Origin of the sequence: Acinetobacter sp. 809848 (assembly GCF_000581275.1) — a bacterium.
Lineage (GTDB): Bacteria > Pseudomonadota > Gammaproteobacteria > Pseudomonadales > Moraxellaceae > Acinetobacter > Acinetobacter pittii.
The window spans coordinates 1-26,611 of sequence record NZ_JEXG01000038.1 but is presented as its reverse complement, the minus strand read 5'-3'; the positions used below and the strand labels follow the sequence as shown (position 1 = coordinate 26,611).

At 37.8% G+C, this 26,611-nt stretch carries 30 protein-coding genes; 26 read left to right on the top strand and 4 right to left on the bottom strand.

What is annotated here, in order from left to right:
- Nucleotides 1-6: 6 nt before the first annotated feature.
- The 26 genes from J536_RS20515 to J536_RS20395 all read left to right on the top strand — a co-directional run bounded on the left by J536_RS20515 (nt 7) and on the right by J536_RS20395 (nt 21,890).
- Entirely contained in the window at nt 7-963 is a 957-nt protein-coding gene (locus J536_RS20515; protein WP_032063795.1) for a major capsid protein, read from the top strand.
- Between the two features lie 62 nt (nt 964-1,025).
- Nucleotides 1,026-1,691 (top strand): stress-responsive nuclear envelope protein, encoded by a 666-nt coding sequence (locus J536_RS20510; protein WP_031968578.1) that lies wholly within the window; start codon nt 1,026-1,028, stop codon nt 1,689-1,691.
- A 4-nt stretch (nt 1,692-1,695) separates the two neighbouring features.
- The gene (locus tag J536_RS20505; protein WP_032063794.1) at nt 1,696-2,085 is read left to right on the top strand and encodes a hypothetical protein; all 390 of its coding nucleotides are present in this window, start codon (nt 1,696-1,698) and stop codon (nt 2,083-2,085) included.
- Between the two features lie 3 nt (nt 2,086-2,088).
- The gene (locus J536_RS20500; RefSeq protein WP_032063793.1) at nt 2,089-2,457 is read left to right on the top strand and encodes a hypothetical protein; all 369 of its coding nucleotides are present in this window, start codon (nt 2,089-2,091) and stop codon (nt 2,455-2,457) included.
- A 37-nt stretch (nt 2,458-2,494) separates the two neighbouring features.
- Complete coding sequence (locus tag J536_RS26255; RefSeq protein ID WP_032063791.1) at nt 2,495-3,205, top strand: hypothetical protein; 711 nt, start codon at nt 2,495-2,497, stop codon at nt 3,203-3,205.
- Between the two features lie 50 nt (nt 3,206-3,255).
- Nucleotides 3,256-3,663, top strand: a complete 408-nt coding sequence (locus J536_RS20490) for a hypothetical protein (RefSeq protein WP_032063790.1) — start codon at nt 3,256-3,258, stop codon at nt 3,661-3,663.
- Nucleotides 3,635-4,003, top strand: a complete 369-nt coding sequence (locus J536_RS20485; RefSeq protein ID WP_032063789.1) for a hypothetical protein — start codon at nt 3,635-3,637, stop codon at nt 4,001-4,003. Before J536_RS20490 ends, J536_RS20485 begins: the two co-directional genes overlap by 29 nt.
- A gap of 1 nt (nt 4,004) precedes the next feature.
- Nucleotides 4,005-4,403, top strand: a complete 399-nt coding sequence (locus J536_RS20480) for a hypothetical protein (protein ID WP_032063787.1) — start codon at nt 4,005-4,007, stop codon at nt 4,401-4,403.
- Between the two features lie 47 nt (nt 4,404-4,450).
- Nucleotides 4,451-4,735 carry a hypothetical protein gene (locus tag J536_RS20475; protein ID WP_032063786.1) on the top strand — a complete coding sequence of 95 codons (285 nt, stop codon included), beginning with the start codon at nt 4,451-4,453 and terminating at the stop codon, nt 4,733-4,735.
- A gap of 83 nt (nt 4,736-4,818) precedes the next feature.
- Nucleotides 4,819-5,172, top strand: a complete 354-nt coding sequence (locus J536_RS20470; protein ID WP_032063785.1) for a hypothetical protein — start codon at nt 4,819-4,821, stop codon at nt 5,170-5,172.
- On the top strand, nt 5,172-6,515 hold the full coding sequence (locus J536_RS20465) for a hypothetical protein (protein WP_032063784.1): 1,344 nt from the start codon (nt 5,172-5,174) through the stop codon (nt 6,513-6,515). The genes J536_RS20470 and J536_RS20465 overlap by 1 nt, the downstream gene beginning before the upstream one ends.
- 97 nt (nt 6,516-6,612) lie before the next feature.
- Nucleotides 6,613-7,530 (top strand): phage tail tube protein, encoded by a 918-nt coding sequence (locus J536_RS20460; RefSeq protein ID WP_032063783.1) that lies wholly within the window; start codon nt 6,613-6,615, stop codon nt 7,528-7,530.
- Nucleotides 7,531-7,599: 69 nt separating this feature from the next.
- A complete protein-coding gene (locus tag J536_RS20455; protein WP_032063782.1) occupies nt 7,600-8,109 on the top strand; it encodes a hypothetical protein in 510 nt (169 codons plus the stop codon).
- A 346-nt stretch (nt 8,110-8,455) separates the two neighbouring features.
- Complete coding sequence (locus J536_RS20450; RefSeq protein ID WP_032063781.1) at nt 8,456-8,803, top strand: hypothetical protein; 348 nt, start codon at nt 8,456-8,458, stop codon at nt 8,801-8,803.
- Nucleotides 8,804-8,865: 62 nt separating this feature from the next.
- Entirely contained in the window at nt 8,866-9,504 is a 639-nt protein-coding gene (locus J536_RS20445) for a TonB family protein (RefSeq protein ID WP_032063780.1), read from the top strand.
- 84 nt (nt 9,505-9,588) lie between these two features.
- Nucleotides 9,589-9,999 (top strand): cell envelope integrity protein TolA, encoded by a 411-nt coding sequence (locus J536_RS20440; RefSeq protein WP_032063779.1) that lies wholly within the window; start codon nt 9,589-9,591, stop codon nt 9,997-9,999.
- Between the two features lie 91 nt (nt 10,000-10,090).
- The gene (locus J536_RS0104725) at nt 10,091-10,492 is read left to right on the top strand and encodes a J517_1871 family lipoprotein (protein WP_032063778.1); all 402 of its coding nucleotides are present in this window, start codon (nt 10,091-10,093) and stop codon (nt 10,490-10,492) included.
- A 58-nt stretch (nt 10,493-10,550) separates the two neighbouring features.
- Nucleotides 10,551-14,891, top strand: a complete 4,341-nt coding sequence (locus J536_RS20435; RefSeq protein WP_032063777.1) for a tape measure protein — start codon at nt 10,551-10,553, stop codon at nt 14,889-14,891.
- Between the two features lie 157 nt (nt 14,892-15,048).
- Nucleotides 15,049-15,489, top strand: a complete 441-nt coding sequence (locus J536_RS20430) for a TonB family protein (protein ID WP_050680451.1) — start codon at nt 15,049-15,051, stop codon at nt 15,487-15,489.
- A 67-nt stretch (nt 15,490-15,556) separates the two neighbouring features.
- Nucleotides 15,557-15,955 carry a hypothetical protein gene (locus J536_RS20425; protein WP_032063774.1) on the top strand — a complete coding sequence of 133 codons (399 nt, stop codon included), beginning with the start codon at nt 15,557-15,559 and terminating at the stop codon, nt 15,953-15,955.
- On the top strand, nt 15,955-16,461 hold the full coding sequence (locus tag J536_RS20420; RefSeq protein ID WP_032063773.1) for a DUF1833 family protein: 507 nt from the start codon (nt 15,955-15,957) through the stop codon (nt 16,459-16,461). Before J536_RS20425 ends, J536_RS20420 begins: the two co-directional genes overlap by 1 nt.
- Nucleotides 16,458-16,820 (top strand): hypothetical protein, encoded by a 363-nt coding sequence (locus J536_RS20415; RefSeq protein ID WP_032063771.1) that lies wholly within the window; start codon nt 16,458-16,460, stop codon nt 16,818-16,820. The genes J536_RS20420 and J536_RS20415 overlap by 4 nt, the downstream gene beginning before the upstream one ends.
- Nucleotides 16,813-20,235 (top strand): host specificity factor TipJ family phage tail protein, encoded by a 3,423-nt coding sequence (locus J536_RS20410; RefSeq protein WP_032063770.1) that lies wholly within the window; start codon nt 16,813-16,815, stop codon nt 20,233-20,235. The genes J536_RS20415 and J536_RS20410 overlap by 8 nt, the downstream gene beginning before the upstream one ends.
- 125 nt (nt 20,236-20,360) lie before the next feature.
- Nucleotides 20,361-20,750: a hypothetical protein gene (locus tag J536_RS20405; protein WP_032003919.1), complete on the top strand. Its 390-nt coding sequence runs from the start codon at nt 20,361-20,363 to the stop codon at nt 20,748-20,750.
- A 179-nt stretch (nt 20,751-20,929) separates the two neighbouring features.
- Nucleotides 20,930-21,268 (top strand): hypothetical protein, encoded by a 339-nt coding sequence (locus J536_RS20400; protein WP_032063768.1) that lies wholly within the window; start codon nt 20,930-20,932, stop codon nt 21,266-21,268.
- Between the two features lie 76 nt (nt 21,269-21,344).
- Nucleotides 21,345-21,890 carry a glycoside hydrolase family 108 protein gene (locus J536_RS20395; protein ID WP_032063767.1) on the top strand — a complete coding sequence of 182 codons (546 nt, stop codon included), beginning with the start codon at nt 21,345-21,347 and terminating at the stop codon, nt 21,888-21,890.
- A 182-nt stretch (nt 21,891-22,072) separates the two neighbouring features.
- Here the strand turns inward: J536_RS20395 and J536_RS20390 are convergent, their stop codons facing one another.
- The 4 genes from J536_RS20390 to J536_RS20375 form a co-directional block, all read right to left on the bottom strand.
- Nucleotides 22,073-23,161 (bottom strand): alpha/beta hydrolase, encoded by a 1,089-nt coding sequence (locus tag J536_RS20390; protein ID WP_032063766.1) that lies wholly within the window; start codon nt 23,159-23,161, stop codon nt 22,073-22,075.
- 171 nt (nt 23,162-23,332) lie between these two features.
- On the bottom strand, nt 23,333-23,782 hold the full coding sequence (locus tag J536_RS20385) for a hypothetical protein (RefSeq protein WP_032063764.1): 450 nt from the start codon (nt 23,780-23,782) through the stop codon (nt 23,333-23,335).
- 412 nt (nt 23,783-24,194) lie between these two features.
- Nucleotides 24,195-25,493 (bottom strand): Y-family DNA polymerase, encoded by a 1,299-nt coding sequence (locus J536_RS20380; protein WP_032063763.1) that lies wholly within the window; start codon nt 25,491-25,493, stop codon nt 24,195-24,197.
- Complete coding sequence (locus J536_RS20375) at nt 25,490-25,990, bottom strand: LexA family protein (RefSeq protein WP_032063762.1); 501 nt, start codon at nt 25,988-25,990, stop codon at nt 25,490-25,492. Before J536_RS20375 ends, J536_RS20380 begins: the two co-directional genes overlap by 4 nt.
- Nucleotides 25,991-26,611 lie beyond the last annotated feature (621 nt).

The following is a 26,611-nucleotide window of genomic DNA, read 5'->3' as shown; positions in this document are numbered from 1 at the left end:
GTCGTTATGACTACAACAGTTAATTCAGACATGATCATCTATAACCAATTGGCACAAACTGCTTATTTAGAGCGTTTGCAAGACAATTTGAATGTCTTTAATGAGGCATCAGCTGGAGCGATTCTTTATAAAAATGAAATCATTGAAGGCGATTTTAATAAAGAATCATTTTATCGTGTTGGCGGCAGTATCAAGCACCGTGATGTGAACTCTAATGCTAAAGTTAACCATGAAAAAATTGGCGCTGGAGAATCTGTAGGTGTGAAAATTCCGTTTAAATACGGTCCTTATGCATCTACTGAAGAAGCTTTTAAGCGCCGTGCTCGTACACCTGAAGAGTTTGCAATGATTCTTGGTTATGACTTGGCAGATGCTTTAGTTGCAGGGCGTTTACAGTACAGCTTGGCTTCATTAAAAGCTGCGATTACAAGCAATCCTGATATGGTAGCAAAAGGAAGTATTGCAGTAGACGGTCGAAAAGCATTAACACGTGGGATGCGTAAATTTGGTGACAAGTTTGGGCGTATCGGTTTGTGGGTAATGAACTCAGACACCTATTTCGATATTGTAGATGATGCTATCACTAAGCAGATTTATGGAGAATCTGAAATCGTTATTTATGGCGGTTTACCAGGTACTTTAGGTAAACCTGTACTTGTAACTGACGCCGTAGGTGATAACGATGCTTTTGGCTTGCAGTACGGAGCAGTGACTGTAACAGAGTCGCAAGTACCGGGCTTCCGAGCATACGACATCAATGATGAAGAAAACTTTGCTATTGGTATGCGTGCTGAAGGTACATTTAACCTAGATATTCTTGGTTATAGCTGGGATACAACGAAAGGTGAGAATCCAGATCTTACTTTGCTTGGTTCAAGTGCTAACTGGAAGAAACATGCAACCAGCAACAAAATGACCGCTGGTACATTGCTTGATTTATCTGGGACAGCAATAACTGGTTAATACGAATCTTTTCCATAAGGGGGCCTTTAAGCCCTCTTTTTTATTTTTAAGAGTAAAGTGCCATGAAGCTAATCTATACACGTATTGCTGCAGCAGCTGCGTTAGAAGTAGGGACTATTGCAAACCCTGACTATTATGAATATCCAAATCGAAGTGCTGAAGAAGTAATCATTTATGGTGACTATCCAAAAATCCAGAATGACTATGAAGCTTTAGATATTCCAGTTGAAATTCGCAAATTGGAAGAACCTGTAAAAACGACTTTGGCCACAGTAAATGTTGCAGTGGGAATTACTCCAGAGCTACAAGAGGTCATTGATCAAGCAAAAGCTGACTGTGAAAAAGTTGTTGAGGAAAACGGGCAACTTAAACAGAAAATCGAAATCTTGGAACAGGCAAGTGGTGATAGTTCAGAGTTAATTTCAGAAAACTCACGTTTAAAAGATGCTTTACTCCAAGCTGACAATGCTACTAAAGCGGCTGAAGGAAAGGTAGTTAGCATCCAAGCAGAATTTGATGCTTTTAAAAATGATGTTGCTGCTATGCATGCGCGTATTGCTGAATTGGAAGCTGGAAAAGCGTCAGAAAATCCAGCAACAGAAACGTCGACAAATGATTTTGAAAATTGGTCTAACGATCAATTAAAAGAATATTTGGCAAGTAAAAACATTGGCTATAAGCCAACTGCTTCAAAAGCAGAATTACTTAAGTTGATCCCAAAGGAATAATGAAATGAGCTTTATTACTGTAGATGACGCAAATTCAATTTTGGGCAGCGATTTTGCACCAGGCAGTGATAAAGCTCGTCTGGTTCAACTTGCAAATGTTTGGATGAAAAAGCGAATTGGATTTGTGCCGGATCCTATAGATTCACTTCTTAAAGATGCTGCTTGTGAAATCATTAAAGGTGTTCTGGCCAAAGTAATTTATAACGGCAAAGAACAGTTGCTTAAACGAAAGAAAATTAAAGCTGATTCAGTTGAATCTGAAAAAGAGTACCAGGAAGGTACTGAAGCGATTTCTAGCTTTGAACAGATAGCAATTGATTTTATTGATTCGCTTGATTTGAAAGACCCAAATGCAAGTTTTAATGGCTTCGGCGTTCCACTTTACAGGGCATAAATAATGGGCTTACGTGACGAAATTCAGGCAGAAATTACAGAAGCATTTAATGAAGATCTAGCAGATGCAGTTCATACATTTACGTGTGAACGGGTATCTAAAAAGAATTGGGATCCTAAGTCAGAAACTTATGTTGAAGTTAAAGAAAACTATTCAGGCCGTGGCGTTCTATTTGGCTCATACAGTCAATATGAGATTCAGACACTCGGAGTATTAGCCACGGATAAGAAAGCGACCGTAATTCAAAATGAAGTAACCATGGTACCTAAAATTGATGATGAATGGCTAACTGCCTTAGACTCATTCCGGGTAATTCATATTCAACAAGATCCAGCTGGAACAATCTGGAAATGCCAGTTGAGGAAGGTTTAAATACTTGGTCTAATATCCTTCTAAATTAGGGGGGTATATGGCTAGAAAAAAATTAGAAGATAAAATCAAAAGAGTTGGCTACTTTGTTGGTGGTGGAATATTGGGTTACTTATTAATTAGTTTTTTTATACTAAGTTCATTTCCTTGGTACCCATATTTACTTGATAAAAAACTAGCTTACGATGTTTTAAAGGATAGTTTAACTATAGGTGCTGCATTTCTTGCCCCAATTGCTGCATTTGTTTTATTTAACGACTGGAGGGTTGAGTATCACATCAAAGAACAATTCAATAGCATTGATGAAATTAAAAAGATACTCCAAGAAGTTGAAACAACAATTGGTAAATACGTAAATAGAATTTTTAAAGAAAACATCAACAGTAATATTGAGTTTGAAAACTTTTCTGAAAGATTAATTTTATTAGAGTATAGGGATCTCTTAGGAATTCTTTTAGTTGAAATTGATGAAAAAAATCAGTTGGTAGTAGATTTTAAAAAAAATGTAGGGATGTATTATGCAAAGCTGAACGTAGCTCTTAATCATTTACATATTATGGAATTTAATGCCTATCGAGAAGGTAAATTAATAAAAGACGATATAGATAGAAAAATACATGGAGATGAAATCAAACAAATTCGTGATGATTTTATGGATAGATATCTTAAATTTCATGAAATTCATAATGAACTAACAAGTAGATACTTTTCGATAGTTACTTTGGCAAATGAAATTAAAAGAAACATATAGATAAGCCCACTTCGGTGGGTTTTTTAATGGGCGAAATTTTTGGAGTTTAGATGATAAGTACAGATTACGTTCCTTTATGGCATATCTCACCATTCCAACATGTTCAATACACGCTTGCTCGAAATCAGCTTCACATGGATCTGTTATTCGAAGACATGAATAAGGTCGATCCGTTCTTATCTAATGAAGGAGCAGCGGCTCAAGTCAATTACTATTCTGACGGCGCGTATGCAGTTGTTCAGTTGGGCGATACCTCAGAAAGAAAATTGATAGAGATCTATGGCTTGCTATTACATGAAGCTGTTCATGTTTGGCAGAAAGTTAAAAAGCTCATGGGAGAAAAAGAGCCAAGCTCTGAATTTGAAGCATATTCAATTCAAGCGATCGCTCAAGACCTTTTTGAAATGTATGAAGAAAGCGAGGTAAATGATGGGATGGAATGGGAAAAAGCCAACTGAATTTAGTTTTGATTTGGCTAAAACGGCAGAGGAAAAGGTAAAGAAAATTACAATGGATGCTGTTCAGTCTTTAGTTGTTTCAAGTCCCGTTGATACTGGCGCTTATCGTGCTTCTCATATTGTTTCGATTGGATCTGGTGACTATGGTGTACGTGGACCTGAAACAAACGCCGTGCAAGATGCAGCGATTCAAGCTCTGAAATTTAAACTTGGTAGTTTGATTTATATTCAAAACAACCAGCCCTATGCTGAACGCTTAGAAAATGGTTGGTCTGATCAAGCACCGCAAGGTATTTACAAGACCACGTTTACTTATATTTCTCAGAAGTACGGTGGTTAAGATGGCAATGACTTTAGAGCAGACAAGGCAAGCTATTATTGATCGTATGCAAAGCTTTACTGGTATTGCCCAGGACAGAATTCAGTATCCAAATGCACCAGGCTTTAATGTACCAAAGGAAGGCTTATGGTGTAGTCTAACCATTGCAGGCGGCCCGAGTTTTACCTCAGGTGTAGCAGATAAGCCTTGTAACCGTCGCACCGGCAATATTATGGTTCAATGTTTTGATCGACTTCATGTAGGAGAAAAAGCACTAACGATTCTCGGTGATTCTTTATTGGCCCATTTTGAACATTTCTCTTTTGATGATTTAGAGTGTTTGAACGGTCAATCGATTAAAGTTGGTAAGGACTCTGATTTTGTGCAATACAATGTGGTCATAGGATTTACGGTGAATTGAAGCACTCAAAGTAGAGTGCACAATAAGGGTTATGAACGGTGATACGAATGAATGCAACAGCATTTGACAATTTTAATTTTTATATCGGATACATGAGGTATGCAGGAGGAAGGTGGCTGGTAGGTGCATTACACAAAGATGATCGTGAAGGTTGTGATGAATTAGATGAAATATCTGAGTGTTTCTTTGATATTAATGAAAGTGAAACTCATGCTCTACGCGCACTTGAATACATCAAAGAGCATGTAAAGTTTCTTTCCCATGGAGACACGCCAAGCCAGACACTTAAAGCTGTAGAAGATCAGATAACAAACTATATAACCAATTTATAAATCTATACCGCCGAAAGGCGGCTTTTTTCATTTTTACTCACTACCACCTCATCGGTGGTTTTTTATTTTTACAGGAATCACTTATGAGCAATTTTTGTTTTAAGCGTGGTGACACATTCAACTTGAATTTGCAGCTGGTTGATATGGATGAGGCTTTGCAATATCCACCTGATGATGTTCGCCGTGCTATCGATCTGACAGGCTACACGTTTACTTCGCAAGTTAAATCGTTAGCCGATGGAGTAGTGGTTGCTACTTTGACTTGTGCAGCATTAAGCCAGAGCACACAGAAAGGTTGGCTTAACGTGAAATCGGGAGCAAGCACAACCGCATGGCCCATTGGTTTGTGCCAAATGGATATTAAAGCAGTAGTAAGCGGCAACACTCAACATACCGAAACTTTGACTTTCCAAGTGATTGATGGGGTAACAGCATAATGGCAAATCTTGTATTTAAATTTAATTGGGACCATCGACCGTTCCAGTTAAACTCGGCCCAAGGTAAGCGGCAATTCATGCTGCCATTCGCTTCGGGTATTCCAAACTTAAATCCGCAACTTTCTCAAGTTCAAGGTGCTGGCACAGCTGCCGCTGCTAATATTGGGAGTGCTGATGGAAATGTGATCGGAGTAACAGGTATTCTTGTTAATTGTCAGGGAGCACAACGGTTAGATTTAGGTACATCAGCAAGCTCCTCTGCCACTGCTATAGAAATGGGTTCAACGTCAGTAGCAGGCAATACTTTTATTGATTTTCACACATCTGGAGCTCCTACTGATTACGATGTTCGGTTGCTTGCTACGGGCGGTGACATGGCTAACGCTGGATCAGGAATTTTAAATGTGACAGCTAATACAACTATCTTTAATAGTAAGCTTCGCTCTTTGCCAACATTTAATCAGGTTACAGCTGGAAATGAGGCTGCAAATCTTTATATCTCTGCTGGCGGTGATATTTATCGTACTGGGAAAACTTATAATAGCTTTGGTTTAGGTTTAACCACTTTACAGGCTACAAATAGTGTTGATTTGAATACCGCAAATTTACCAAGCGGTATTTATTCAGGGCAAACTTGGACGAACTCAGGCACTACTTCTCAGTGGCAAACATTATTGCAATTAAATCTTGCATCTGATGGTTCTAATTATCAGACTCAAATTTCTTTTGATGGTAATGGCTCAGATACTAAATTAATTTCTCCTTCAATTCGTCGCAAATTAGGTGGTACATGGAGTTCTTGGTTTAAGTTTTGGACTCAAGCCAATACAACTGTAGATGCAAACGGTTTTATCAAATCATCATCACCCATTATCAAGTTGTTTGCTGACTCAATTGAATTAAATGATCAAGCAAAAAAACAACCAGTTGAATTTGAAAAAATTGATGTAGGTAATTATTTACTAAAAGGTTCTTTAGGTTTCGCACAAGATGGCTGGTACATTGAGCTGCCGAAAGATGCCAATGGTAATACGGTAGTAGCCGTAGAATACTCAACTTTAGAAAATGGGGATATTTCAATTAAGACTTTCAAGCGTAAGTTTGATTTTGAGCTTGCCGCGGTAGTTGCCGATCATGAAAATCCGATGGATATTCCTCTTAGTCGTTGGATTGATATCCGTTTATATGAAGAGGCTGAACAAATTGGTGAAGAACCTGTACCTGAAGTGCCTCTAAGTGAAACACCTATCGACTTTCAGCCTACTAACTTATCTCAGGCAGTTGCTGCAGCCATGAATGGTGTGGAGCCGCCTGAAATCTCCGACACAGGCGAAACACCTTAATAACCCGCAAATTTAGCGGGTTTTTTTATGCCCACTATTTTTAACCGACCCGCTCAAGAAGCGGGTTTTTTTATGCCTAAATTTTGGAGAACTATAAATGAGTTCAGGCGCGAAAATTCGATTATATGCTTGTGAAGAAGCAGTATTAGGGACGACTCCAGCAAACCCAATTTGGTACACAGTTCGCCGTGTAAGTGATGGCTTATCAGAAAATGTATCTACAGAAGAAAGTAGCGAGGTTGTTGACTCACGCTTCCGACAGGGAGGTGTGGTTACTGAAGCTGAAGTGGCTGGGCAGTTAGAGTTTGAATTGTCTGTAGGGACATTTGATCTGTTTTTAAGTGCATTGGCATTTAATAACTGGGCAGCCAATGCGCTCAGCTTTGGAGGAAATGTACGTAAATCATTTACCTTGGTTAAAGTGTTTGAAGATATCGGTCAGGTTTTTATTTACCGTGGTGTTCAGGTGAATACCGGTGAAATCACGATTCAGACCACAGGTAAAATTACAGGGAACTTTGGTCTGGTAGGAAGCTCATTTACCCGTCAACTAGTCAATCCGGTTACCAATCCAATTGCTGCATCCAGTCGCCCTTTGGTCAGCATGCCTAATGTTGAGAACTTACTTGTGAATGGTCAGTCAATTCAAGGTAAAGCTTGTTTGCAATCACTTACGCTTTCAATAAATAACAATTTGGAAGCAATCCGCTGTATTGGTTCTGGCAAATACACGCCAGAGTTTTATCTTGAAAAGATGATGGATATCGAAGCAAATGCTTCATTCATGTTCTCAGCTACAGCAGCAAGCTGGATCGATGCAATCAAATCCCGTGATGTATTCACTTTGACTTTCGATATTAAAGACAGCAAGGGAAGTAAATACTCGTTCAACTTCCCGCAATTGGAAGTCATGGAAGCCAATCACCCGGATGGTGGTGGTGATGACATCATCACTTTAGATATCAACTTTGCTCAAGTGCGGACAGCTCCAACAATTGTGCGAGCTCTTGTGTAATTCACTTCAATTCAATAATGCCTGTGGAATCCCATGGGCTTTTTTATTTTCAAATTTTTCGAGGTAGGTATGGCTTTAAAAGTTGGAATTGTACGAAGCTCAGAAGTATCTAAGTGGTGCTCGTTTGAAACTGCAGGTGGACAAGCAGAGTTTAAAATTCGTGGTATTGGTTATAAGCCTTTTCAGGTGGCATTAGAAAAGGCAGGCAATCAAATCACGTCAAAAGGTTATGATGTGATGGTAAAAGATGAAGACAGCAAGCTCTACCATGAACTCTTATTAGATGCCGCTGGTGCCCATTTAATTGAAGACTGGAAAGGTATTGTTTTTGCTGAGATAGTTGAAGGCAAATCCGTTGAAACTGAAAAACCTTATACACCGGAAAATGCATCAAAGCTTCTTAACCTTGGTGATATAGGTATTATTATCTGGTCATTTATTAAAGAGCAGGCCCAAAAGATTCAGGAAGATGCCGATAAGGATAAAGCCACAATTTTGGGAAAGTCATCGAACTCTACAAGTATCGAAAAACCTATGCGTCAAAAACGCCGCACGAAATCGAACAAATCAAGTTCTTAGGTGGACACATTCCCAATCCACCAGAATATTCTTATGCAGCTGACTCAATCCTTGCAGCCTTTAGCACGATTATCAGATCAAGACGATATGAGCAGGGTATTCCTTTATCCTTAGATCAGCAGGCAATCAATGTCTATGCTGAGCATTATGATTTGCCTGTTGATGCTCATATCTTTAACGACTGTATTTTTGCTTTAGACAATTTATTTATTGAAGAAGTTCATAAGAAGATTTCTACCAAGTCCAAAAAGTAACTAATAGCTATCTGCTTGATGGCTATTTTAGTTAATGTTTTTTGTTTTATGTAAATATATAATATTAATAATAATTTATATTGAAAATTAATATGTTAGAAAAACTTTTTTATACATTGGGGTTCTCTATTTCTTTGGCGGTTTTAGTTAGCTGCACTAAACAAGTGGAAAATAAGGCACTTCCACCTTCAGTTGAAGCGCAATTCATGAGTTCAGATCAGGAAATAGGGAAAATGCTTGAGGAGCTAAATAATCAGAATGTGCCACTTCAACGTAAGCGGGAGATATTGTGCAAGACATATCCTGAAGTCTACAAAAAACGGTACATGCCAGCTCTCCTCAAGCTTGCTCCTAAAGTATATACAGAGGAAATTTTATTAAGAGATTTTGAGGCCGTGATTAGCTTTTATGAAAAAGCTTTTCTCGTTAATTGCGATTGAAATGATTTATAATTTCATCACTTTTTATACTTTCAAATAAATATTTTAATACCGGGATCAATATGAAAATTCTCTTAAAAGTTTTATTAAGTTTATTGTTCGGTTTTTCGATTAATGTTTATGCCAATGATCCTAAAAATTTAGTCGAAGTAATGCCTCCAAATTTACACTGGAAGCAAATTCCTAAAATTAATATTAGCGATCAGGAACTTCAAGGATATGACAGAGAGGTTGTTGTAGGTTTTTTAGCGAATGAAAAAGGTAAAGTGATAGATACGACAATCATTAAAAGTAGTGGTATTGAATCTCTAGACAAAAAAAGCTTAAAAGCCATGAAGAATGCTAGCTTTTACCCTTATCAAGAAAATGGTTTTTATGTTGGTTTTTATGGTAAGCAGCCATTCAGTTTTGATGTTTCTAGAAAGCCAATTTTTGAATTTTTTCCTGAAATTAAGGTTAATAAAGATGATCTTAAAGGGCAAATCAGATATATGAGTATTTATTCAGAAGCAGATGATAATGGCAATATCACAGTTGCAAAGATTCAAAAAAGTACCGGCTTACAAGAATTAGATAATTTTGTTTTAGATGAATTCCGTAAAAAAGCAAAATTCTTTCCTCTGATAATCAATGGTAAATCTTACCCGATTAGTGATACTACAAATTTAACTTTAACTAAGTTTTCTACTCTTAAATATTAATCTATCATGGTTAAAAACCACCTTCGGGTGGTTTCTACTTTTCTGAACTGTTAAATTTTACTCATTATTAAAATGGATATTTTCATGAAAAAAACTATTTTACTGGGATTGGTTTTGAGTTCACTTGCCTGTACTAATCTTTATAGTCAAGATTTAGATAGTATTGTAAACAAGAATATTCCTAATGAATCAGGAAGTGCTCAAGGGCAAGATGATGCACTCCTGATCGTAAAAAAGTATAAAGATACCTATCAGAAGGAAATATTAAATGCTTGGGATGTACCTGCTAACTCAGCGGGAACAATTGCAAGAGTTAGAGTTCTATTAACGGACAAAGGTGAGTTAGACCAAATAATTTTTTTGAATGAGATATCTAAAGAGTTTAAGTTAAGTATCGAACAAGCGATTAAAAAATCAACTCCTTTTACTTTGCCTGAAAATACTATTATTAGAAAGATGGCAAGAAACCTAACAATTAATTTTAAGGCTACCTAGCTAGACAATATTAATTAAAAAATAATGACTACCTTAGTATATTTTTTTATGAGGTTTCATATCTTACTCTTTACTAACAATGGTGAAGAACATGAAAAAAATAAATTTATTGATAATGACAGTTTTGTTGAGCGGGTGCGTAACTCCACTAACCCAAATGATGAATAATAAATTTAGTGCAATCCAGCCTACGTCTCCATCTGTAGCTGGTATATGGACAGTTTCTATTGGCCCTGGTATATCGACGATAAAACTTGATTCTGATGGTAATGGAATACTTTGTGAAGATACTAGTGGACATGTGGTATTCAACACAGTTAAGTATGCAAATAATATGATTTACATTCAAAATGGTATGGCTCTGGAAGTGAAGCTATTAAACAAAGATCTGCTCGAAGCTAGAACAATGATAAGTGCCTCTAATTTGAATATGATTTACAAAGCTGATAGTGACTTAAGAGCAGCTTCCCTGAAGTGCTCCAAAGAATTATAGATAACCACTTTTATAAACCCGCGTAAGCGGGTTTTTTATTGCCTAGAGGAAAGTAAAGATGGTACAAGAATCTCGTTTGGTCATTGTTATTGATTCGCAAAATGCTGAACGTAACGCGCGTAATCTAGGCAATGAGCTCAATAATATTGAGCGTAAAGGTGAGTATGCTTCAAAGTCTATGGATGGCTTATCTGTCTCGACACGTGCACTTGCTGGCTATATGGCAGGGTTGTTAACAGTTGGAGCAGCCGTATCTAAAATGGATGCCTATACTGGTCTCCAGAATAGATTGAAGTTGGTTACTAACAATCAAGCTGAGTTAAATAAAGCGACTGAAGATACCTTTCAGATTGCTCAAAGAACCTATTCTGCTTGGGATTCGGTTTTACAGGTATATCAGCGCTTTAGTGATAACGCCAAAACATTAAATCTTACTATGGATGATACCGCCCGTTTAACGGAAACCGTATCGAAAGCAGTGGCCATTAGTGGGGCAACTGCAGAAGCAGCTGATGCAGCATTAGTGCAGTTCGGGCAAGCACTTGCCAGTGGCACACTACGCGGTGAAGAGCTGAATTCTGTTATGGAGCAAACACCAGCATTAGCAAAAGCCATTGCACAAGGTATGGGGATTACCGTAGGAGAGTTGCGTTCAGTAGCAGCTGAAGGAAAAATTACTTCACAAGAAATTGTGAAAGCTCTAAGAAATGTTGAGTCTGATATAGATGCATTATTTGGTAAAACTGATATCACAATTGGACAATCATTAACTCTTTTAAATAATGAAATTACGAAATTTGTAGGAGAAGCAGGGAAAGGCTCTGGAGCAGCACAAGTACTTTCTGGTTCGATTCAGGTACTTTCAAGTAATTTGAACTTACTGGCTGACGGAGCACTTATCGCTGGTATCGGATTAATCACCCGTGCAATTTTACTAAAAGGAGCAGCTGTTAAAGAGGGAATAGTTTCTACATTGTCTAGTCGTCAAGCTTCTATAACTAAGGCTCAAGCAGAACTTGGTGAAGCGGCAGCAACTTTAAATACAGCTAAAGCACACCTTGCTAATGTTCAGGCAACTAATGCTGAGACTCAAGCCAAATATGGAGCTACTGCAGCTGCTTTAAGATACACCCAAGCTCAAGCCGCTGTGACAGCAGCAACCAATGCACAAACTGCTGCACAAACCAGACTGACTGCTGCTACGTCATTAGTTGGTGGTATTGGTAGCCGAGCTCTTGGACTTATTGGAGGTCCTATAGGTGCTATTACTATTGGTATTTCCGCTTTAGCCGCTGGCTATATGTATTTTCAAGAGCAGGCGGAAAAAGCCAATAAAAAGCTAGAGGAGCAAGCAGCGGTTGCAAATAAAACGGCTGAAGAACTTAAAAAATTAAGAGGAGTTGAAAAGCAATCTGCTATTGATGATATGACCAAGGCATTGGAAGCTCAAAATAAGGAATTGAGAAAAACAGAACTTGCTGTCGGTTCTGCATTAATTAACATTCAAAACTATGCAGTCGGTAATGCGGAACTTGCCAAAATTTCTAATGATGCACGTACAGGTACTATTAGCTATACCGAAGCCATTGAACGATTAAATGGAATGAAAATTCCACCTGACTTATATAACGCACTTAAGCAACAAGTTGAAAAATATGACGAAGGCTATCAAAAGGGTACTAAGTTAGTTGAAGGGTTAAAGAATGTTGGTGTTGAAAGCAAGTTAGCTGGGAATGCTGCGCAAAACGCTGCACTCCAACACCAACAACAAGCGAATGCAATTGGTAATACAGCAACTGAAGCAGAAAAAGCAACTAAGGCTTTACAGGATTATCGGGATAAGCAAAGAGATAATGTGCTTGATTCAATCTATAAATCTGGTTTGCTTGATTCGGGATATACAGTTGCTCAGGCTAACGCGATTCTAGAGCTGCAAAAAGCAAAAGGAATGAGTGCGATTTTATCTAAAGATGAAATTGATAGTGCTTTGCGAAACCTCAAAATTATTGAGGAACAACAGGAGCGTGAAGAGAAACTAATTGACTCCAAACGTAAGCAGACAAAGGAGTTGGAGCAGCAGGAGAAGATTGCTAAACGCCTTGTAGGGGTATCGGGTAAATCAGGGATTGGTACGGGTCCTCATCTTGATATTCGCTATGGAGGCTCAATGTCTGGCCAGAAAGTATCGAATGAACATCTAGCCCGATTACAGGCAGGCGGCAAACCATTGTCATCTTACAAGATCAGTTCAAATTACGGTCCACGAAAAGCCCCTACCAAAGGGGCTTCTTCATTTCATAAGGGTATTGATTTTTCAATGCCTGAAGGCACACCGATCACGACCAATGTCGCCGTGAAAGATATTAAGACATGGTATGACAGCAAGGGTGGTGGTTATGTCAGCGAGGTGATCTTTGAGGATGGCGTATCTCTTAAGTTACTTCATCAATCGCCGAGTATGCAAAGCAAGGTTAAGAGCGGAGCAAGCAAAGGCAGTGATAAAGCTTCGGGTGACATTCAATCGCAACTTGATCGTCAGTTAGATGCTCAGCGTTCACTTGAAAATGAGGTAGCTAGTGAAGTACAGCGGATCCAGAATAACTTAACAGTTAGATTGGAGGACGTTGATAAAGCAGGTTTTGCCCCAGAACGTACTGCTGAAATCAAGGCAGAATTACAGCGCCGTGCAGATAATGATATTGCGATCGCCAAACAAGCGATTAGAAGCAAACTTGAGGATTATAAGGAGTTCCAGAAAACCGAGGCTGATTTACTTAAAGAAAGTTTTGATCGCAAAAAGTTCAATGCGACTCATGACATTGAATTAAGTAAATCTGAACAAAAGCAAGCAGTAGAGCTGCTAGAACAGCAGTATCAGCAAGAACTAGGATTGATGAAATTAGCCCAAGAGCAGCGATCATTTCAAGCCCGTTTATCTCTGCTTTCCGAAACTCAGGCCATGCAGGAACGTTATAGATTGGAAAGAGAGGAAATTCTTAAGAATACAAAGCTTTCTATTGAAGAGCGGCAAAAGCTAATCGCATTATCTAAAGCCACACAGGACAAAGAGACACGCGACAAAGTTAATAACGCTGTTCAAAATTGGGGTGGTATTCAGGCTGATATGAATGGTTCCAGTGAGTTCTTTAAACAGGATCAGGAACGGTTTAGCCGTTTGGGTGCTGCAAATGATTTGGCAGATAGTAAATTTGGTGCAGCTGATTTAGATGAACAAAACTCATTAGAAACACTCAATGCTCAACTTGAGCAGCAGCTTATTAGTCAGCAAGATTTCGAAAACCAGAAAACTGCCATTATTCAAGCTGCTCAAGAGCAACGAAGTCAAATTTACAGTGAGTATGCTCAGAACACCAAGGATATCGAAGACAAATATCAGCAAGATCGATTGAACGCTCAGATTGCCCTTGGTGGGCAAATGATGGGTTCAGTTACCTCAATGTTTGGTTCAATGTTTGGTGAACAGTCCAAAGCTTATAAGCTGATGTTTGCAGCAGATAAAGCTTATGCCATTGCTGCTGCGGGACTTGCGATTCAGCAGAATATCGCTGCAGCTTCAAAAGTCGGTTTCCCGTATAACTTACCTTTAATAGCTGGAGCAGTTGCTCAAGGTGTCAGTATTATCGCTAATATCCGGGCAATCAAAGATCAAGGCTTTTCTGATGGTGGTTATACGGGATCAGGTGGTAAATATGAACCTGCTGGTATTGTTCACAAAGGCGAGGTGGTCTGGTCCCAAGAGGATATTAAACGCTGGGGTGGTGTTGGATTAGTTGAAAATATGCGTAAGAGCTCAGGCCCTGAAGCATTTATCAATAACCACGCCCTGAATAACTCTTCAACTAAGAATGTATTCAATCGTTCTTTCCTCAGTTCAAAAGCATTTAATGATAATCAAACGACCTCGAATATTTTTAATCAACCTATTCGAGAAAATCAGATTATTACTAAAGGCTTTGCGAACGGTGGATTTACTGGAGGAGCTGTTTCAAAGCCTACCGCTTCCTCTCGTTCTGATCTATTCCATGACGGAAAAGTTTACTTCTCTTCAAATGGTTTAGTTCAGGATCGATCAAATCTTGAAGATGTTCAGGATTTCACCTTAGGGCAATCGTCACGTCCTCAGGCTGAGATTATGCCTTTTATTGAGCCATCTTCTCCAACTATCAATTTTAAAATTGAAGTTGTGAATCAGGTCAGCGGTGCAATAGTCGAGGCTGAACAACTGGACGAGCAATCAGTCAGGATCATTGTTAAAAATGAACTGGATAAGCAGCTTCCAAGAACGGTTCCGAAGCTTGTAAGTGATCAAATTGGGAATCCAAACTCAACTATTAGTCGGTCTTTGACTGAGAATACGACTGCAAGACGTAATCGTTAATCTAGAAAACCATCTTAAGAGATGGTTTTCTAATAAAATTAATAAATTAAAGATTTTTTATTAAAAAATTTGGATAGAATTCATTTTTCTTAGTAGATGAATCTTCACTAATAAGCCTCTTTATTTTTAGAGCTAAATAAAAGCTGGAACAAGCAATATGAATACTAAATTTGTAATAACTATAATTGGATGTGTGGGCATGGTTCTTGCGAGCAATGTTTATAGTTTTGAACCTATTGTTGATAATGGTGAGCAGAGAAAAAATCATGGGTCTCACGATGAAGTTTTGTTGGTAGAAAGTCATTCATTGAATGAGTCAAATGTAGTGGGGATAGATAAAGTAAAGTGGGAAAGAATGCCTCGTATTCATATTTCTCAAGCTGACTTGGAAGGAAAGAACAGAAGATTATCATTAAGTGTGGTGGCTAATAAGCAAGGAATTATTACCGATGTTAATGTAAAACAAAGTTCTGGTTTATTAAAACTTGATGAGAAAGCCATATCTGCAGTTAAGGGAGCTAAAATAAAACCTTATCAGTTGAATGGTAAATATTATTCTTTTGATGTGATATTACCCTTCGAGTTTTATATTGAATGAATTGAATTTCTAGTTTTAATTCTTGAGAAGCGCCTTTGGGCGCTTTTTTATTACCTGAAGGAAAGTTATGTATAAGTTAAAGCTAAATCCTCAGACCAGCGGCTATGGCGTAACACCGGGTGATGATGTTAAGCGTCAAAAAATGGATGGTGGGCGTGGACGCTATTACATTGATGTAAAACGTAACAGTCACATTGTCGATGTGAACTGGAATTTAAGTAAAACAGATTTCAATAAAATGATGGCGTTCTGGAGGATATACCAGAATAAGCCAGCTTCATTCTTTGCGGATCTGGTGATTGACCAGGGAGCGCGTCAGCAATACCAATGCAACTTTATTCCCGAGTCTTTCAAAACTAATGAAGTGAATGGAAATCTATACCGGGTAACCGCACAGTTGGAAGTCATTCAAAACCAACCGAATCTAACAGTTGATGCAGCCTTGATCAAAGATTGGGAGGTCTAATGGATAACGAATACGCCAAATTCTTTCTCAATCGTAAAGTCGATGTCTATCAACTGGAATGTATTGAGTTATCACACCCATCTTTTCTAAATACTTATCGCGTTGTTCGAAATGATGATCGTGGTGTCTATGTCCAGCATAAGGTGGGAGCTGGTCAGGTCTATTATGAATTTCTGCCAGTTTCAATTCAAAGATCCGGAATGCTGGGTGATCTGGACCAGACACTTACCGTTTCAATTTCTGGTTTAGGTGATGTATTACCTGATGAGTTTGAACGGGTAATTGAGGGGCAATATTCTAATGTTAAGCCGACCGTAAATTACCGCGTTTATAGTTCAGATAACTTGAATACACCAATGTTTTATTTACTTGGCCTCCAGCTTGCCAGTGTTGCCATGAATCATAAAGCAGTGACATTTAAAGCAGAATCACCACGGCTAAACACAAATAAAACAGGGGATATTTTCTCTCTTGATCGTTTTAGTGGACTCAAGGGGGCAGTATGAAAAGTCACGACCATTTGCTTGATAAGCAATACGACGAAGAGCATTACAACTGTGTCCATTTTGTCCATGAAGCAGCAATGGATCTCTATGGAGTAGATCGAGGTGAGGCACTTGAATTGTTTATGCAACCAAAAGGGAAAATTACCTTCCTAACATCACGTTTAAAACTCTTAAATCCGCTCCCTATGCCTAAGGAGGGATGCATTGTCGCCTTCCATCCAAGACAAAGAAACAAGCCCCCGCATGTGGGGCTTTTTCGTGAACAAAAGATTCTTCATCTAATGGAAAGCGGAGTCACTTATTTACCTGAAGAGGTCGTCATGGGAATGGGGTTTAGTCGAGTCAGTTATTATGATTAAAGTTATTTATAAGCAAGATGCATTGTCTGAAGAAAAGACAATTGAATATGCTCACACAATAGGGCAATGGCTAACTTCCAAATACGAATCTATGCCTGAACATGTCCGTATTTTTCACACCGCAAGCAATATGGATCATGCTGAAATCTCTTTTGCTAACGAAGTCACACCCAAGAATGCATTTGACTTAAAGCAGCTTGATTTTTTACCTGGTACTTTCATTGTTATTGAGAACCCGAAATGGGTTGCTGCTATCGTTTCAATTGTAATTAGTATTGCGATCGCGTTTTTAATGCCTACGCCATCGATGGCGCAGACTACTCAGAATATTAATCAATCTTCATCTGCAAATAATGAACTTTCTAATCGTGAAAACAAGATCCGGGTGAATGGGCGCATTGCAGATATTTATGGAGCAGCTTGGGATACGCCTGATTCAATAGCCGTGCCTTACAAGGTTTATGAAAACAATATTGAAGTTGAGCATATGGTCGGGTGCATAGGCCGAGGTCAATATCATATTAAAGGCGCATACGACGGTGAAACCAATATCGTTGATATTGCTGGGGCATCGGTAGAGGTCTTTCGACCAGGTGTAGATATCGTTTCAGGAGAACCTTACTTTTCGATTGGTACTGAAATTACTACGCTGCCTTTAACAGTACAGCATCAAACTTCTGTTAACGGTCAAGTCTTACGGCCAGCTGATACACAGACTTTAGAAGGGACCAATTACCTTCTTTTTGCATATCCAAACGAGATCCTTCGGGCAGCTGCTAATAATACCGATTTAACGACTAAATTTGTCAGCAATGATCGCATTGAAATCACTAATGCTTCATTTACTTATAACGGGCAAACATACGATTTAAACGGTATTTACAGTGTCCTATCCGTTGCCGATGACCGCATGACATTATCAAATCCTGCTGCGGTTAATCCAAACTGGTTAAAGCTAAAAGAACTTACTAATCAGCAAACAGCAGCGGCCTCTCCAAAGCTTGTATCCATCGGTGAGAAATGGATTGGTCCATTTATATTGGACAATATTGAACGTAGTCGAGTACTTTGCAATTTTGTTGCTACAAATGGGCTTTATACCGTTTCTTCAGGGGGCAATCAGGCAGCTGTAAACGTCACGATTGAGGTTGAAGTTACTCCAGTGAATGAATCGGGTGCTGCAATTGGTAACCCAATGCTAAAGCAGATCATTCTCAAGGGTTCAGCTAAGTCACGACAAACGGTTGGGACAACGCTGGATATGGTCACATTTCAGGGCAGATGCAGTGTACGTGCTCGCCGTTTAACTCCAACACCAGCAGTCACAACTGTTGTTGATGACGTGAAGTGGCAAGCACTATACGGTGCATATCCATTGCAAAGCACAACGTATGAGCATGAAACCGTTTTCCGTGCACGCACATATGCAACGACTGGAGCATTGTCAGTAAAATCCCGCAAGATCAATTTCGATCTTCAGCGCATGTTGCCGACTTATAAAAATGGCTCAATGACAACTGAGTTATTTCCAACGTCAAGTTTTGCTGATGCACTGGTCTCAATGGCGCTTGATGACAAGATAGGCCGCCGAACAATCGACGAAATTGATATTGAAAACATCTATCGTACGTATAACGATATTGTTGATTATTTTGGCACACCTTTGGCGGCCGAGTTCTGTACGACTATTGATGATACTAATCTTTCATTTGAAGAGCTTGTGACGAACCTATGTGATGCCGTCTTTTGTACCGCATACAGGCAAAACAATAAGCTTAAAATCTACTTTGAGCGTCCAACAGATAACTCGGTGTTGCTGTTTAACTTCAGGAATATTATTCCAGATAGTTATAAGCATGACCTGACTTTCGGTGTAATAGATGATTATGATGGGTTGATCTATGAATACACGGATCCGACCGATGATAGCCGTATCAATATTTATTTGCCAGATAAGGGAGCCAAAAACCCCAAAGAAGTGAAATCTGTAGGTGTACGTAACAAGTGGCAAGCTCATTTTAATGCTTACCGGCTTTGGAACAAACTTCGCTTTCAGAGTAAATCCATCACCTTTGATGCAGCACCTGAATCTGAGTTACTGGTTTTACGTGACCGTATTGCTGTAGCGGATTATCGAAATGGTATTCATCAAAGTGGTGACGTGGTACAGCAAGAGGGCTTAATTCTTACATTGAGTCATGATGTTGATTTCATAGCTGGCAAGAGTTATGTGATTTATCTGCAAATGGGAGATGGTACCGTTGACCTTATTCCTGTTACTGTTGGATCTGCCAAGAACAAAGTAGTTTTAGGACGTTTACCAAACAGCGCCCTTAAATTGAGTGCAGATGATTTTATTAATACGATCTATACGGTTGTTAATGATGATACTAAGGACTCACTACCTTATCTTGTTGTAAAGAAAGATCCGGTTGATAAGTTCTCAAATACAATTACTGCAGTCAATTACGATGTGCGGTATTACCTCAACGATAAAGACTTTATTGACCTGCCAGTTGATGATTCACCAATTTACATTCGATATGACCAGTTAGATATTAATCTTGCACGTCTATATCAGATGCAAAGAGGCGACTTGCCAACTACAGGCGAAATTAGCTTCGTTGTTGAGGCGGGTGCTTTGGTATCCAGTTCGAGTTCACTTAGAACGGAAACCAGAATGGTTTATAAGCATACAAATAACTCAGAAACTAAAGAGTTTATTGTTCCTGCTGCTCCTGAATTACCAGCGATCGATACAGGAGAATTTCCTTCAGGTCTTATCGTAAATCTTACAATCAAAGGAGCAGTTGTCGGGCGTGGTGGTGATGGTGGATTGCCACATTTGGCATTTGGAGCATGGACTAGTGATCCAAATTATAACTTTACCAGAATGCGCCGTGATGGGTTCCAAGGAGCGCCAGGTTTAATGAACCGGCATACCAAATTAAACCTGATCATTGATGGTGGAATACTGGCGCGTGGAGGTTCAGGTGGTGGTGCAACTCCTAGTGGCATCTACACTGAACTTGGCTATGGAGTGCAAGGTGTTCCCGGTGGAGCTGGGGCACCGTTTGGTCGAGTTATGACAGGACAGCCAATCTACAATGATACTCAGGACTGGCGTTGGTACCTAGAAGGGGGTTATTTATTGGTTGTTAAAGTTACAGATGCTGAAGCTGAGATTCCAGGTAAAGGATACCGTACTCAGAATGATCGTTATGGATCTCCATTGTCGGGTGATGGTGGTGGATGGGGTCAGCGCGGTACCAAGTCCACCAATGATGGGACATGGAACTGGAATTATCATGGCACTACTGAAGGTCAGCCAGGAGCGGGCGGTACTGCAATTGTAGGAGTTGCACCACTTACAACTAAATTGATTAATGGAGGGAAAATCTTACAAACCCTTTAATACTTTGAAAAAACTTAGAGCACCCAATTAGGGTGCTTTTTTCTGTCGCACCTATGATGGATTGGACAACGAACAACTACCGCTTCTGAGCGGTTTTTTATTACCTAAATTTTATGGAGAAATAAATGGAACCAGTTTCCACTAGCGGTTTAACAGCAATTTTAAAATTTTATGGTGCGGCAATTATGGTGACTTTAGCGGTCGCATTAGTTGCAGCAGTTGTATTAATGACACGTATGCCAAGGTCGCCGCAAGAGTGGGCTGTAGGCTTAATTTGTACAGTTGTATCAAGTTTGGCCGGTGGCTCATTCATTATTGTGAAGTGGGGGCTTCATGAATGGGTTACTGATGTATGGGGGATGATAGCACTTGGTGGCTTCTTCTTTATTTGTGGTATTCCTGGTTGGGCTTTAGTTCGCTGGATCTTTAACTTTATTGATAAACAAGAAGGTAAAACAATTGTTGAAGTAATCAAAGAAGTTAAAAAAGCCAAAGATGATATTCAAAATAGTTAACCGCCTTCGGGCGGTTCTATTTTATAAAAGAGTAGTTTTGGCGGTTTAATTTAATTATTTTTAAGTGATTGAAAGTATTGTGTTATTTTTTAGTAGTAGTTAAAATCTTCATCACTTTTAATAATATTAATTTTATTAAAATTTCATATAAGTATTTGATTAATATAAGGGTATTTTAAATGTTGAGATGGCCTATCTTTCTTGTTATTCCTATCATGCTTCCAGGTTCTTTATATCCTCTGTTGATTGAGTTAGCTAAAGCATTTAATGATATATCTCAAAGAGTTGTTGCCCTTATAGTTATGTATATTGTAGCGGCTTTTATTACTGCGACAGTAACTTATGAAAATAATCCATATGATAATAAATTGAAACCTGTCATCGTAGTATTATCAATTGGAGCATTATTATTTTTTATTTCTTCAAAAACTTTAATCGCGATTATTTATCTGATTGCAAGTATATTTATAGTTGTAAAGTGGCATAAGAAATTTAAGGATAAGCCTCTGCCTAATTGAATATCAATTTAACTAGTTAAGAATATTTAAACCTAACCCGCATATGCGGGTTTTTTTATGTCTAAAGGAAAGTGAAATGAACATTGAACAATATCTTAATGAACTGATTCAACGTGAAGGCGGTTACGTGAATAATCCCGCAGATCAAGGAGGGGCAACAAAGTACGGTATTACCCAAGCAGTAGCACGAACAAATGGTTTTAAGGGCAACATGAAAGACTTGCCACTTGATGTGGCCAAAGCTATTTATAAGAAGCAGTACTGGACAACTCCGCGACTTGATCAGGTGAATGCGATTAGCTCGGCGGTTGCTGAAGAGTTATTAGATACGGGTGTGAACTGTGGTACTGGCTTTGCAAAGCCACTGTTACAACGGGCTTTGAACTTGCTTAACAACCAAGGCAGAGCAGGTTGGCCAGATCTTGCGGTCGACGGAATTTATGGACCAGCTACGTTAAATGCTCTCAAATTTTATCTATCAAAAAGAGGTAAAGAAGGCGAGAAGGTATTAGTTCGAGTTCTTAATATCATGCAAGGCCAACGTTACATTGAAATCTGTGAACGAAATCCTACCCAAGAGCAATTCTTTTATGGCTGGATAGCTAATCGAGTTGTTATATGAAAGTATTTCATTACAAAGTTTCTAAGTTTGCTTCAATTATCATATTGCTGTGCATTCTTTTTTCAGGATGCACAGCTCATACGATAAACAGTTATGTAAATGTCCCAATCTGTGTAAGAGCTCTCTAAGGAGGGCTATGATCCAAGTAGTTTGAAGAAAATATAATTTTATTATGAATTTCTTTATTCATATCGTGTAATACAAGGTTGTCCTTTGATTTTTACCCCAGCTGCCCATAATAAACATTCAAAGTTTCCTTGATTGTCTAAATATTTCTCTGCTCCATGACCAAATTGAGAATAATTAATTCGTTGAATCATCTTTGTATCAGAAGTATTTAAGGATTTTTCAACCTGCTCATATACTTCATCCTTACTACCTAGTGTAGTGTCTCCAATTTTATGGCTTTTATTCCAAAATACCCCTTTTTTTAATGTCATATCCTTAGAATTAAAACCAATAAAGATTTTAGTATCTCTTGGTAGATTACGCTTTAAGCTGTCATTTAAATTATGTCCTACAGGACCAATAGCTGGAGCTAGAGAAATTATGCGAATCTTATTAAATCTATTTGTCATAGCCTCTTCTGGAATTATTTTATATTTAGGCATATCTCTTGCTATTTCTGGCTTGTAAACAGGATCTAATAAGGAGCTAAATGCTACAGCAGCGCCGCGGCTATGCGTTATAAAATATAGTTCATTTGTTGATTTTAATCTATTCAGTATCCTTCTCAATCCTATCTGTCCGGCATAATTTGAATATGTAAGTGAATCGCCCCAATAAAAGTAAGGAATATCTAAGGTTGTCTTTCCGTTGTATAAACCATCCCAATAAAATTCAACATAGTGATTTTTTACACCCGTAAGGCTATCAATTCTTTCCTCAGCCTTTTCATAGAATGCTTTAGCTTCTGAAAAATCATTGTTAAAACCATGTATTAAAAAAAATGTCTTACTTTGAGGGTTTAATAATCTTGCTTTATTATTTTTTATTTCTATCTCATTGGAAGCTTTTAAAGCTATTAAATTAATATCTTTCTTAATATTTTCCTCTAGTGTGTATCCTATATTAAATCCATTAAAGAAAGGTTTTTTGGGAATATAGTTTGGAGATTCAGGATATATATTGCCATTTTGATCAACTACGATTCTAGTCACAAAACTACTGGTTTTAGCTGATATTACTGAATAATTATTTGGTGGGATGGCGTGAAATCCCGCACAACCAGATAAAGTACAGATTAAGCAGAAGATAGTCAAAAGTTTCATATCTATGTCCTTATTATCAAACTATTAGTTCTTACAAAAAATTCTATTTATCAGCTAAAAAATGCTCACTAGCTAATATGATAATGAGCACTTTATATTTCGTACAGAGCTAACATTTTATTCAGGTGATTAAATTTTGCTGTGTGTAGTCTAATGCACTGATTTTATTTGTTAATTTGTGAAATATTGTGATGATACTCCTTCTGAGTTTGTATTACCTGCGATACTTTCACAAAAGTTTTGGAATTGTCTTCTATCAAATTGATGTGTGGAGTTTGGAGGTACAACTATAACTATTGAACGTTTTGTTCCAGCTGTCTGAGCATCAGAAGCAATACATGTTCTCGTAATAGTTGCTGCAACACTACGATCGCAAAAGTTTTTATATTCCCACATATTAGTTGAACCAACTTGAGTTTGACGCACACAATTGCCTGCTGAAGATTGTTGTGGAGGCGATGAGCCGCATGTTTTCTTCATTTGACATGATGAACACAAACCACTTGGGCCAACTGGAGTGCCATCTGGACAACAGGGTACAAACATTGCACAAGCAGCTATTGCTGCTGTTGAAAAGCTAAAGAAAAAATTGATTAATATAAATGATGCTAATTTAAACATTTTAGATACTCCTTGAATATCTATTTAAATTCAACCACATCACTAATTTGAACTGCCAACATGTTACTTTGAATCAATAACTTATAGGCTTTATATTAGACAATTATGTGTGGTTGGCTCACATTTTTGTGTTCATAAGTCGAGTACTAATTAGTCTTGATTCCCTTTTTTAAGTATTGATTTGTAATTCAAGTTCTACATTTTTTAAAGCATTTTAATAGATGGGATTAATCTGTTAGTTTGAGATTATAGACCACCATTTACAACCAACAATTAATCTTGTTAATTTATATAATTGCAATATTTGGATTGAATTTGTTATTGATTCTCCTTTTATTATTTTATTTAAACATTATACTCTACTTTTTTTTAATGTGTATTTATTTTCGCAAAACAAAAAGCAAATAAATTGTTAATTGCTAATGAGTAATAATTCATCCCATTTAAATGGGTTTCTACTCAATTTATCTCTACTCATTGACCAATTTCTATTTGGTATAAAGCAGGGACCCACCCCAATCTTTTTCTTTCCAAATTTACTATGAATACCATCCATAGCCTGCATTAAACATTCCTTTTTCTCTATGTGCTCGAAATCAGTTAGTAAGTCGTATGTATGTCCGCTTTTCGGCTCTAGACCTGTCAGTACAACACCGCATTTCTTATATTTAATCCCTTCCTTGTAAATCTCAGCCACCAACCTTGTAGCTGCTCTTGCAAAATCAATAGCGCAGTCAGTCGGTTCTGAAAAAGAGCCTGTAATAGATTTATTGTAAAAGGGCACATTCTGATCGAAGGGATTCGACTGTACAAAAGCAATCATACATCCGCATAAAAGCTCTTCATCACGTAGCCTCTTACATGCATCTTGCGCATACATTGAGATAGCTTCTTTTAGATCTGTTAATTCAGTTACGCGACCACCGAATGACCTTGAAGCGACAATTTGCTTTTTTGAGGGTGGGGTGTGCTCGATCTCAATGCATGAGATACCTTGCAATTCATAGATCGTGCGCGCCATGACAATCGAAAATTGCCTTTGCATCTCTCGAGGTTCTGCACAAGCTAAATCAAGCACTGTGTAAATTCCCATGTTTTGCAACTTTTTTGAGTGCTTACGGCCGACTCCCCAAACTTCAGATACTTCAATTAATGAGAAATAATATTCTTTGTTGCACGGATCCATTGATACTAGATCGCACACACTGTTAAAACCGGGATTCTTTTTAGCAATATGATTTGCAATCTTTGATTCTGTTTTACTTCTGCCGATTCCGACACAGACTGGTAGGCCAAGCCATTTCCATATTTGCTGTCGCATTTGCTGACCAACCTTTTCTAAGTCAAAGTTCTTTTCATAAGCTGAGAAATCAACAAAGCACTCATCAATAGAATAAGGTTCAACTTCTTCTTCAGTAACGTATGAACCAAGAATCTTATGAAAACGTCTCGACATTTCTGCGTACATTGCATAGTTGCTTGAAAGTACGATTACGTTATGTTGCTGAACAATATCTTTGATCTGGAATAGGGGAACTCCCATTTTAACGCCTAACGCTTTTGATTCATTGCTGCGAGCAACAGCGCAACCATCATTATTAGATAGAACTATGACAGGTTTATCATTTAAACTTGGATCAAATACTCTCTCACATGAGACATACATATTATTTACGTCTATGAGAAAAAAGACTTTATTCTCATGTTTCATGATCTTTTTCTTGTCATTTTAATGATATGAGTGACAACGCCCCAGATAATTAGTTCCTGACCATCTGCCAGATAAATATTTTTATACTCAGGGTTTTCTGCTTTAAGCCATTGGCCTTTTTCATCGATCATTAGGCGCTTAACTGTAAAATCATTATCGATTAGTGCCACGACAATATCGCCGTGTTTTGCATCGAGACTGCGATCGACAATTAGTTCGTCATCAATATCAATCCCAGCATTAAGCATCGAGAGCGAAGCAACTTTGACAATGAAAGTTGCAGTTTCATTTTTTATTAAGTGCTCATTCATATCGAGAGCTTTGTCAATATAATCTTGGGCAGGGGATGGAAAGCCTGCGTTGATCTTCTCTAAAGCATAAGGCACAAGCATGTGAGTTGAAGGGATAACCTGCTTGATAGATAAGGCTTCACATAAAACTATATCTTGTGTGAGGTACGGTTTTATGTGGATGATGGATGGTGCAATTTCGCTCATAGAATATCCCCTAACTTGAATTTGTAACATATTCAAGATGATATGCTAGAGCTTAGTTAAATTTCAAATTTAAAAACTTGTGGATAAACAAGTAGAAGTCACAAACTGACGTGCTTAATCATACCGTTGGTCAGAAAGTGAACATATGGAATTGAAAAATATTTCGCTTTTGTATCACTAAAAAAATTATTTTAAAAAATACTATTGTTAATATGCGGTATATAATACATTTTTTATTAATGATTTTTTCTTTAAAATTTTTTGAAAGTTTAACTATTGTAACACTAAATACTAATAAAATAATTAATAAATAATATCGTTTTTATTTTTAACATATTGTTTTTATTGCACTTTATTTTATATAAAATAGAATTTTATAATAACAATTATAATCTATTATATTTTGTTATTGATAATAATTATTATAATGTTAGACAGGTTAGTCTTTTGTTTGTAGACCGATAATGTTTAAAAAAAAGGGTTATTATTTTGAAATATCTAGTTACAAACAGGTGGTTTTAATATTATATAAAATTTGGCTAGTATTGATTTGGTTATTTTAACTCTTACAATGGATTTATTTTTTTATGAGAATTTTTTCATATTTATTAATCATAACAG

Bases quoted from the DNA above. Each gene is read 5' to 3' on its own strand.
- J536_RS20515 (WP_032063795.1), top strand. From the start codon at position 7: ATGACTACAACAGTTAATTCAGACATGATCATCTATAACCAATTGGCA.
- J536_RS20510 (WP_031968578.1), top strand. From the start codon at position 1,026: ATGAAGCTAATCTATACACGTATTGCTGCAGCAGCTGCGTTAGAAGTA.
- J536_RS20505 (WP_032063794.1), top strand. From the start codon at position 1,696: ATGAGCTTTATTACTGTAGATGACGCAAATTCAATTTTGGGCAGCGAT.
- J536_RS20500 (WP_032063793.1), top strand. From the start codon at position 2,089: ATGGGCTTACGTGACGAAATTCAGGCAGAAATTACAGAAGCATTTAAT.
- J536_RS26255 (WP_032063791.1), top strand. From the start codon at position 2,495: ATGGCTAGAAAAAAATTAGAAGATAAAATCAAAAGAGTTGGCTACTTT.
- J536_RS20490 (WP_032063790.1), top strand. From the start codon at position 3,256: ATGATAAGTACAGATTACGTTCCTTTATGGCATATCTCACCATTCCAA.
- J536_RS20485 (WP_032063789.1), top strand. From the start codon at position 3,635: ATGGGATGGAATGGGAAAAAGCCAACTGAATTTAGTTTTGATTTGGCT.
- J536_RS20480 (WP_032063787.1), top strand. From the start codon at position 4,005: ATGGCAATGACTTTAGAGCAGACAAGGCAAGCTATTATTGATCGTATG.
- J536_RS20475 (WP_032063786.1), top strand. From the start codon at position 4,451: ATGAATGCAACAGCATTTGACAATTTTAATTTTTATATCGGATACATG.
- J536_RS20470 (WP_032063785.1), top strand. From the start codon at position 4,819: ATGAGCAATTTTTGTTTTAAGCGTGGTGACACATTCAACTTGAATTTG.
- J536_RS20465 (WP_032063784.1), top strand. From the start codon at position 5,172: ATGGCAAATCTTGTATTTAAATTTAATTGGGACCATCGACCGTTCCAG.
- J536_RS20460 (WP_032063783.1), top strand. From the start codon at position 6,613: ATGAGTTCAGGCGCGAAAATTCGATTATATGCTTGTGAAGAAGCAGTA.
- J536_RS20455 (WP_032063782.1), top strand. From the start codon at position 7,600: ATGGCTTTAAAAGTTGGAATTGTACGAAGCTCAGAAGTATCTAAGTGG.
- J536_RS20450 (WP_032063781.1), top strand. From the start codon at position 8,456: ATGTTAGAAAAACTTTTTTATACATTGGGGTTCTCTATTTCTTTGGCG.
- J536_RS20445 (WP_032063780.1), top strand. From the start codon at position 8,866: ATGAAAATTCTCTTAAAAGTTTTATTAAGTTTATTGTTCGGTTTTTCG.
- J536_RS20440 (WP_032063779.1), top strand. From the start codon at position 9,589: ATGAAAAAAACTATTTTACTGGGATTGGTTTTGAGTTCACTTGCCTGT.
- J536_RS0104725 (WP_032063778.1), top strand. From the start codon at position 10,091: ATGAAAAAAATAAATTTATTGATAATGACAGTTTTGTTGAGCGGGTGC.
- J536_RS20435 (WP_032063777.1), top strand. From the start codon at position 10,551: ATGGTACAAGAATCTCGTTTGGTCATTGTTATTGATTCGCAAAATGCT.
- J536_RS20430 (WP_050680451.1), top strand. From the start codon at position 15,049: ATGAATACTAAATTTGTAATAACTATAATTGGATGTGTGGGCATGGTT.
- J536_RS20425 (WP_032063774.1), top strand. From the start codon at position 15,557: ATGTATAAGTTAAAGCTAAATCCTCAGACCAGCGGCTATGGCGTAACA.
- J536_RS20420 (WP_032063773.1), top strand. From the start codon at position 15,955: ATGGATAACGAATACGCCAAATTCTTTCTCAATCGTAAAGTCGATGTC.
- J536_RS20415 (WP_032063771.1), top strand. From the start codon at position 16,458: ATGAAAAGTCACGACCATTTGCTTGATAAGCAATACGACGAAGAGCAT.
- J536_RS20410 (WP_032063770.1), top strand. From the start codon at position 16,813: ATGATTAAAGTTATTTATAAGCAAGATGCATTGTCTGAAGAAAAGACA.
- J536_RS20405 (WP_032003919.1), top strand. From the start codon at position 20,361: ATGGAACCAGTTTCCACTAGCGGTTTAACAGCAATTTTAAAATTTTAT.
- J536_RS20400 (WP_032063768.1), top strand. From the start codon at position 20,930: ATGTTGAGATGGCCTATCTTTCTTGTTATTCCTATCATGCTTCCAGGT.
- J536_RS20395 (WP_032063767.1), top strand. From the start codon at position 21,345: ATGAACATTGAACAATATCTTAATGAACTGATTCAACGTGAAGGCGGT.
- J536_RS20390 (WP_032063766.1), bottom strand. From the start codon at position 23,161: ATGAAACTTTTGACTATCTTCTGCTTAATCTGTACTTTATCTGGTTGT.
- J536_RS20385 (WP_032063764.1), bottom strand. From the start codon at position 23,782: ATGTTTAAATTAGCATCATTTATATTAATCAATTTTTTCTTTAGCTTT.
- J536_RS20380 (WP_032063763.1), bottom strand. From the start codon at position 25,493: ATGAAACATGAGAATAAAGTCTTTTTTCTCATAGACGTAAATAATATG.
- J536_RS20375 (WP_032063762.1), bottom strand. From the start codon at position 25,990: ATGAGCGAAATTGCACCATCCATCATCCACATAAAACCGTACCTCACA.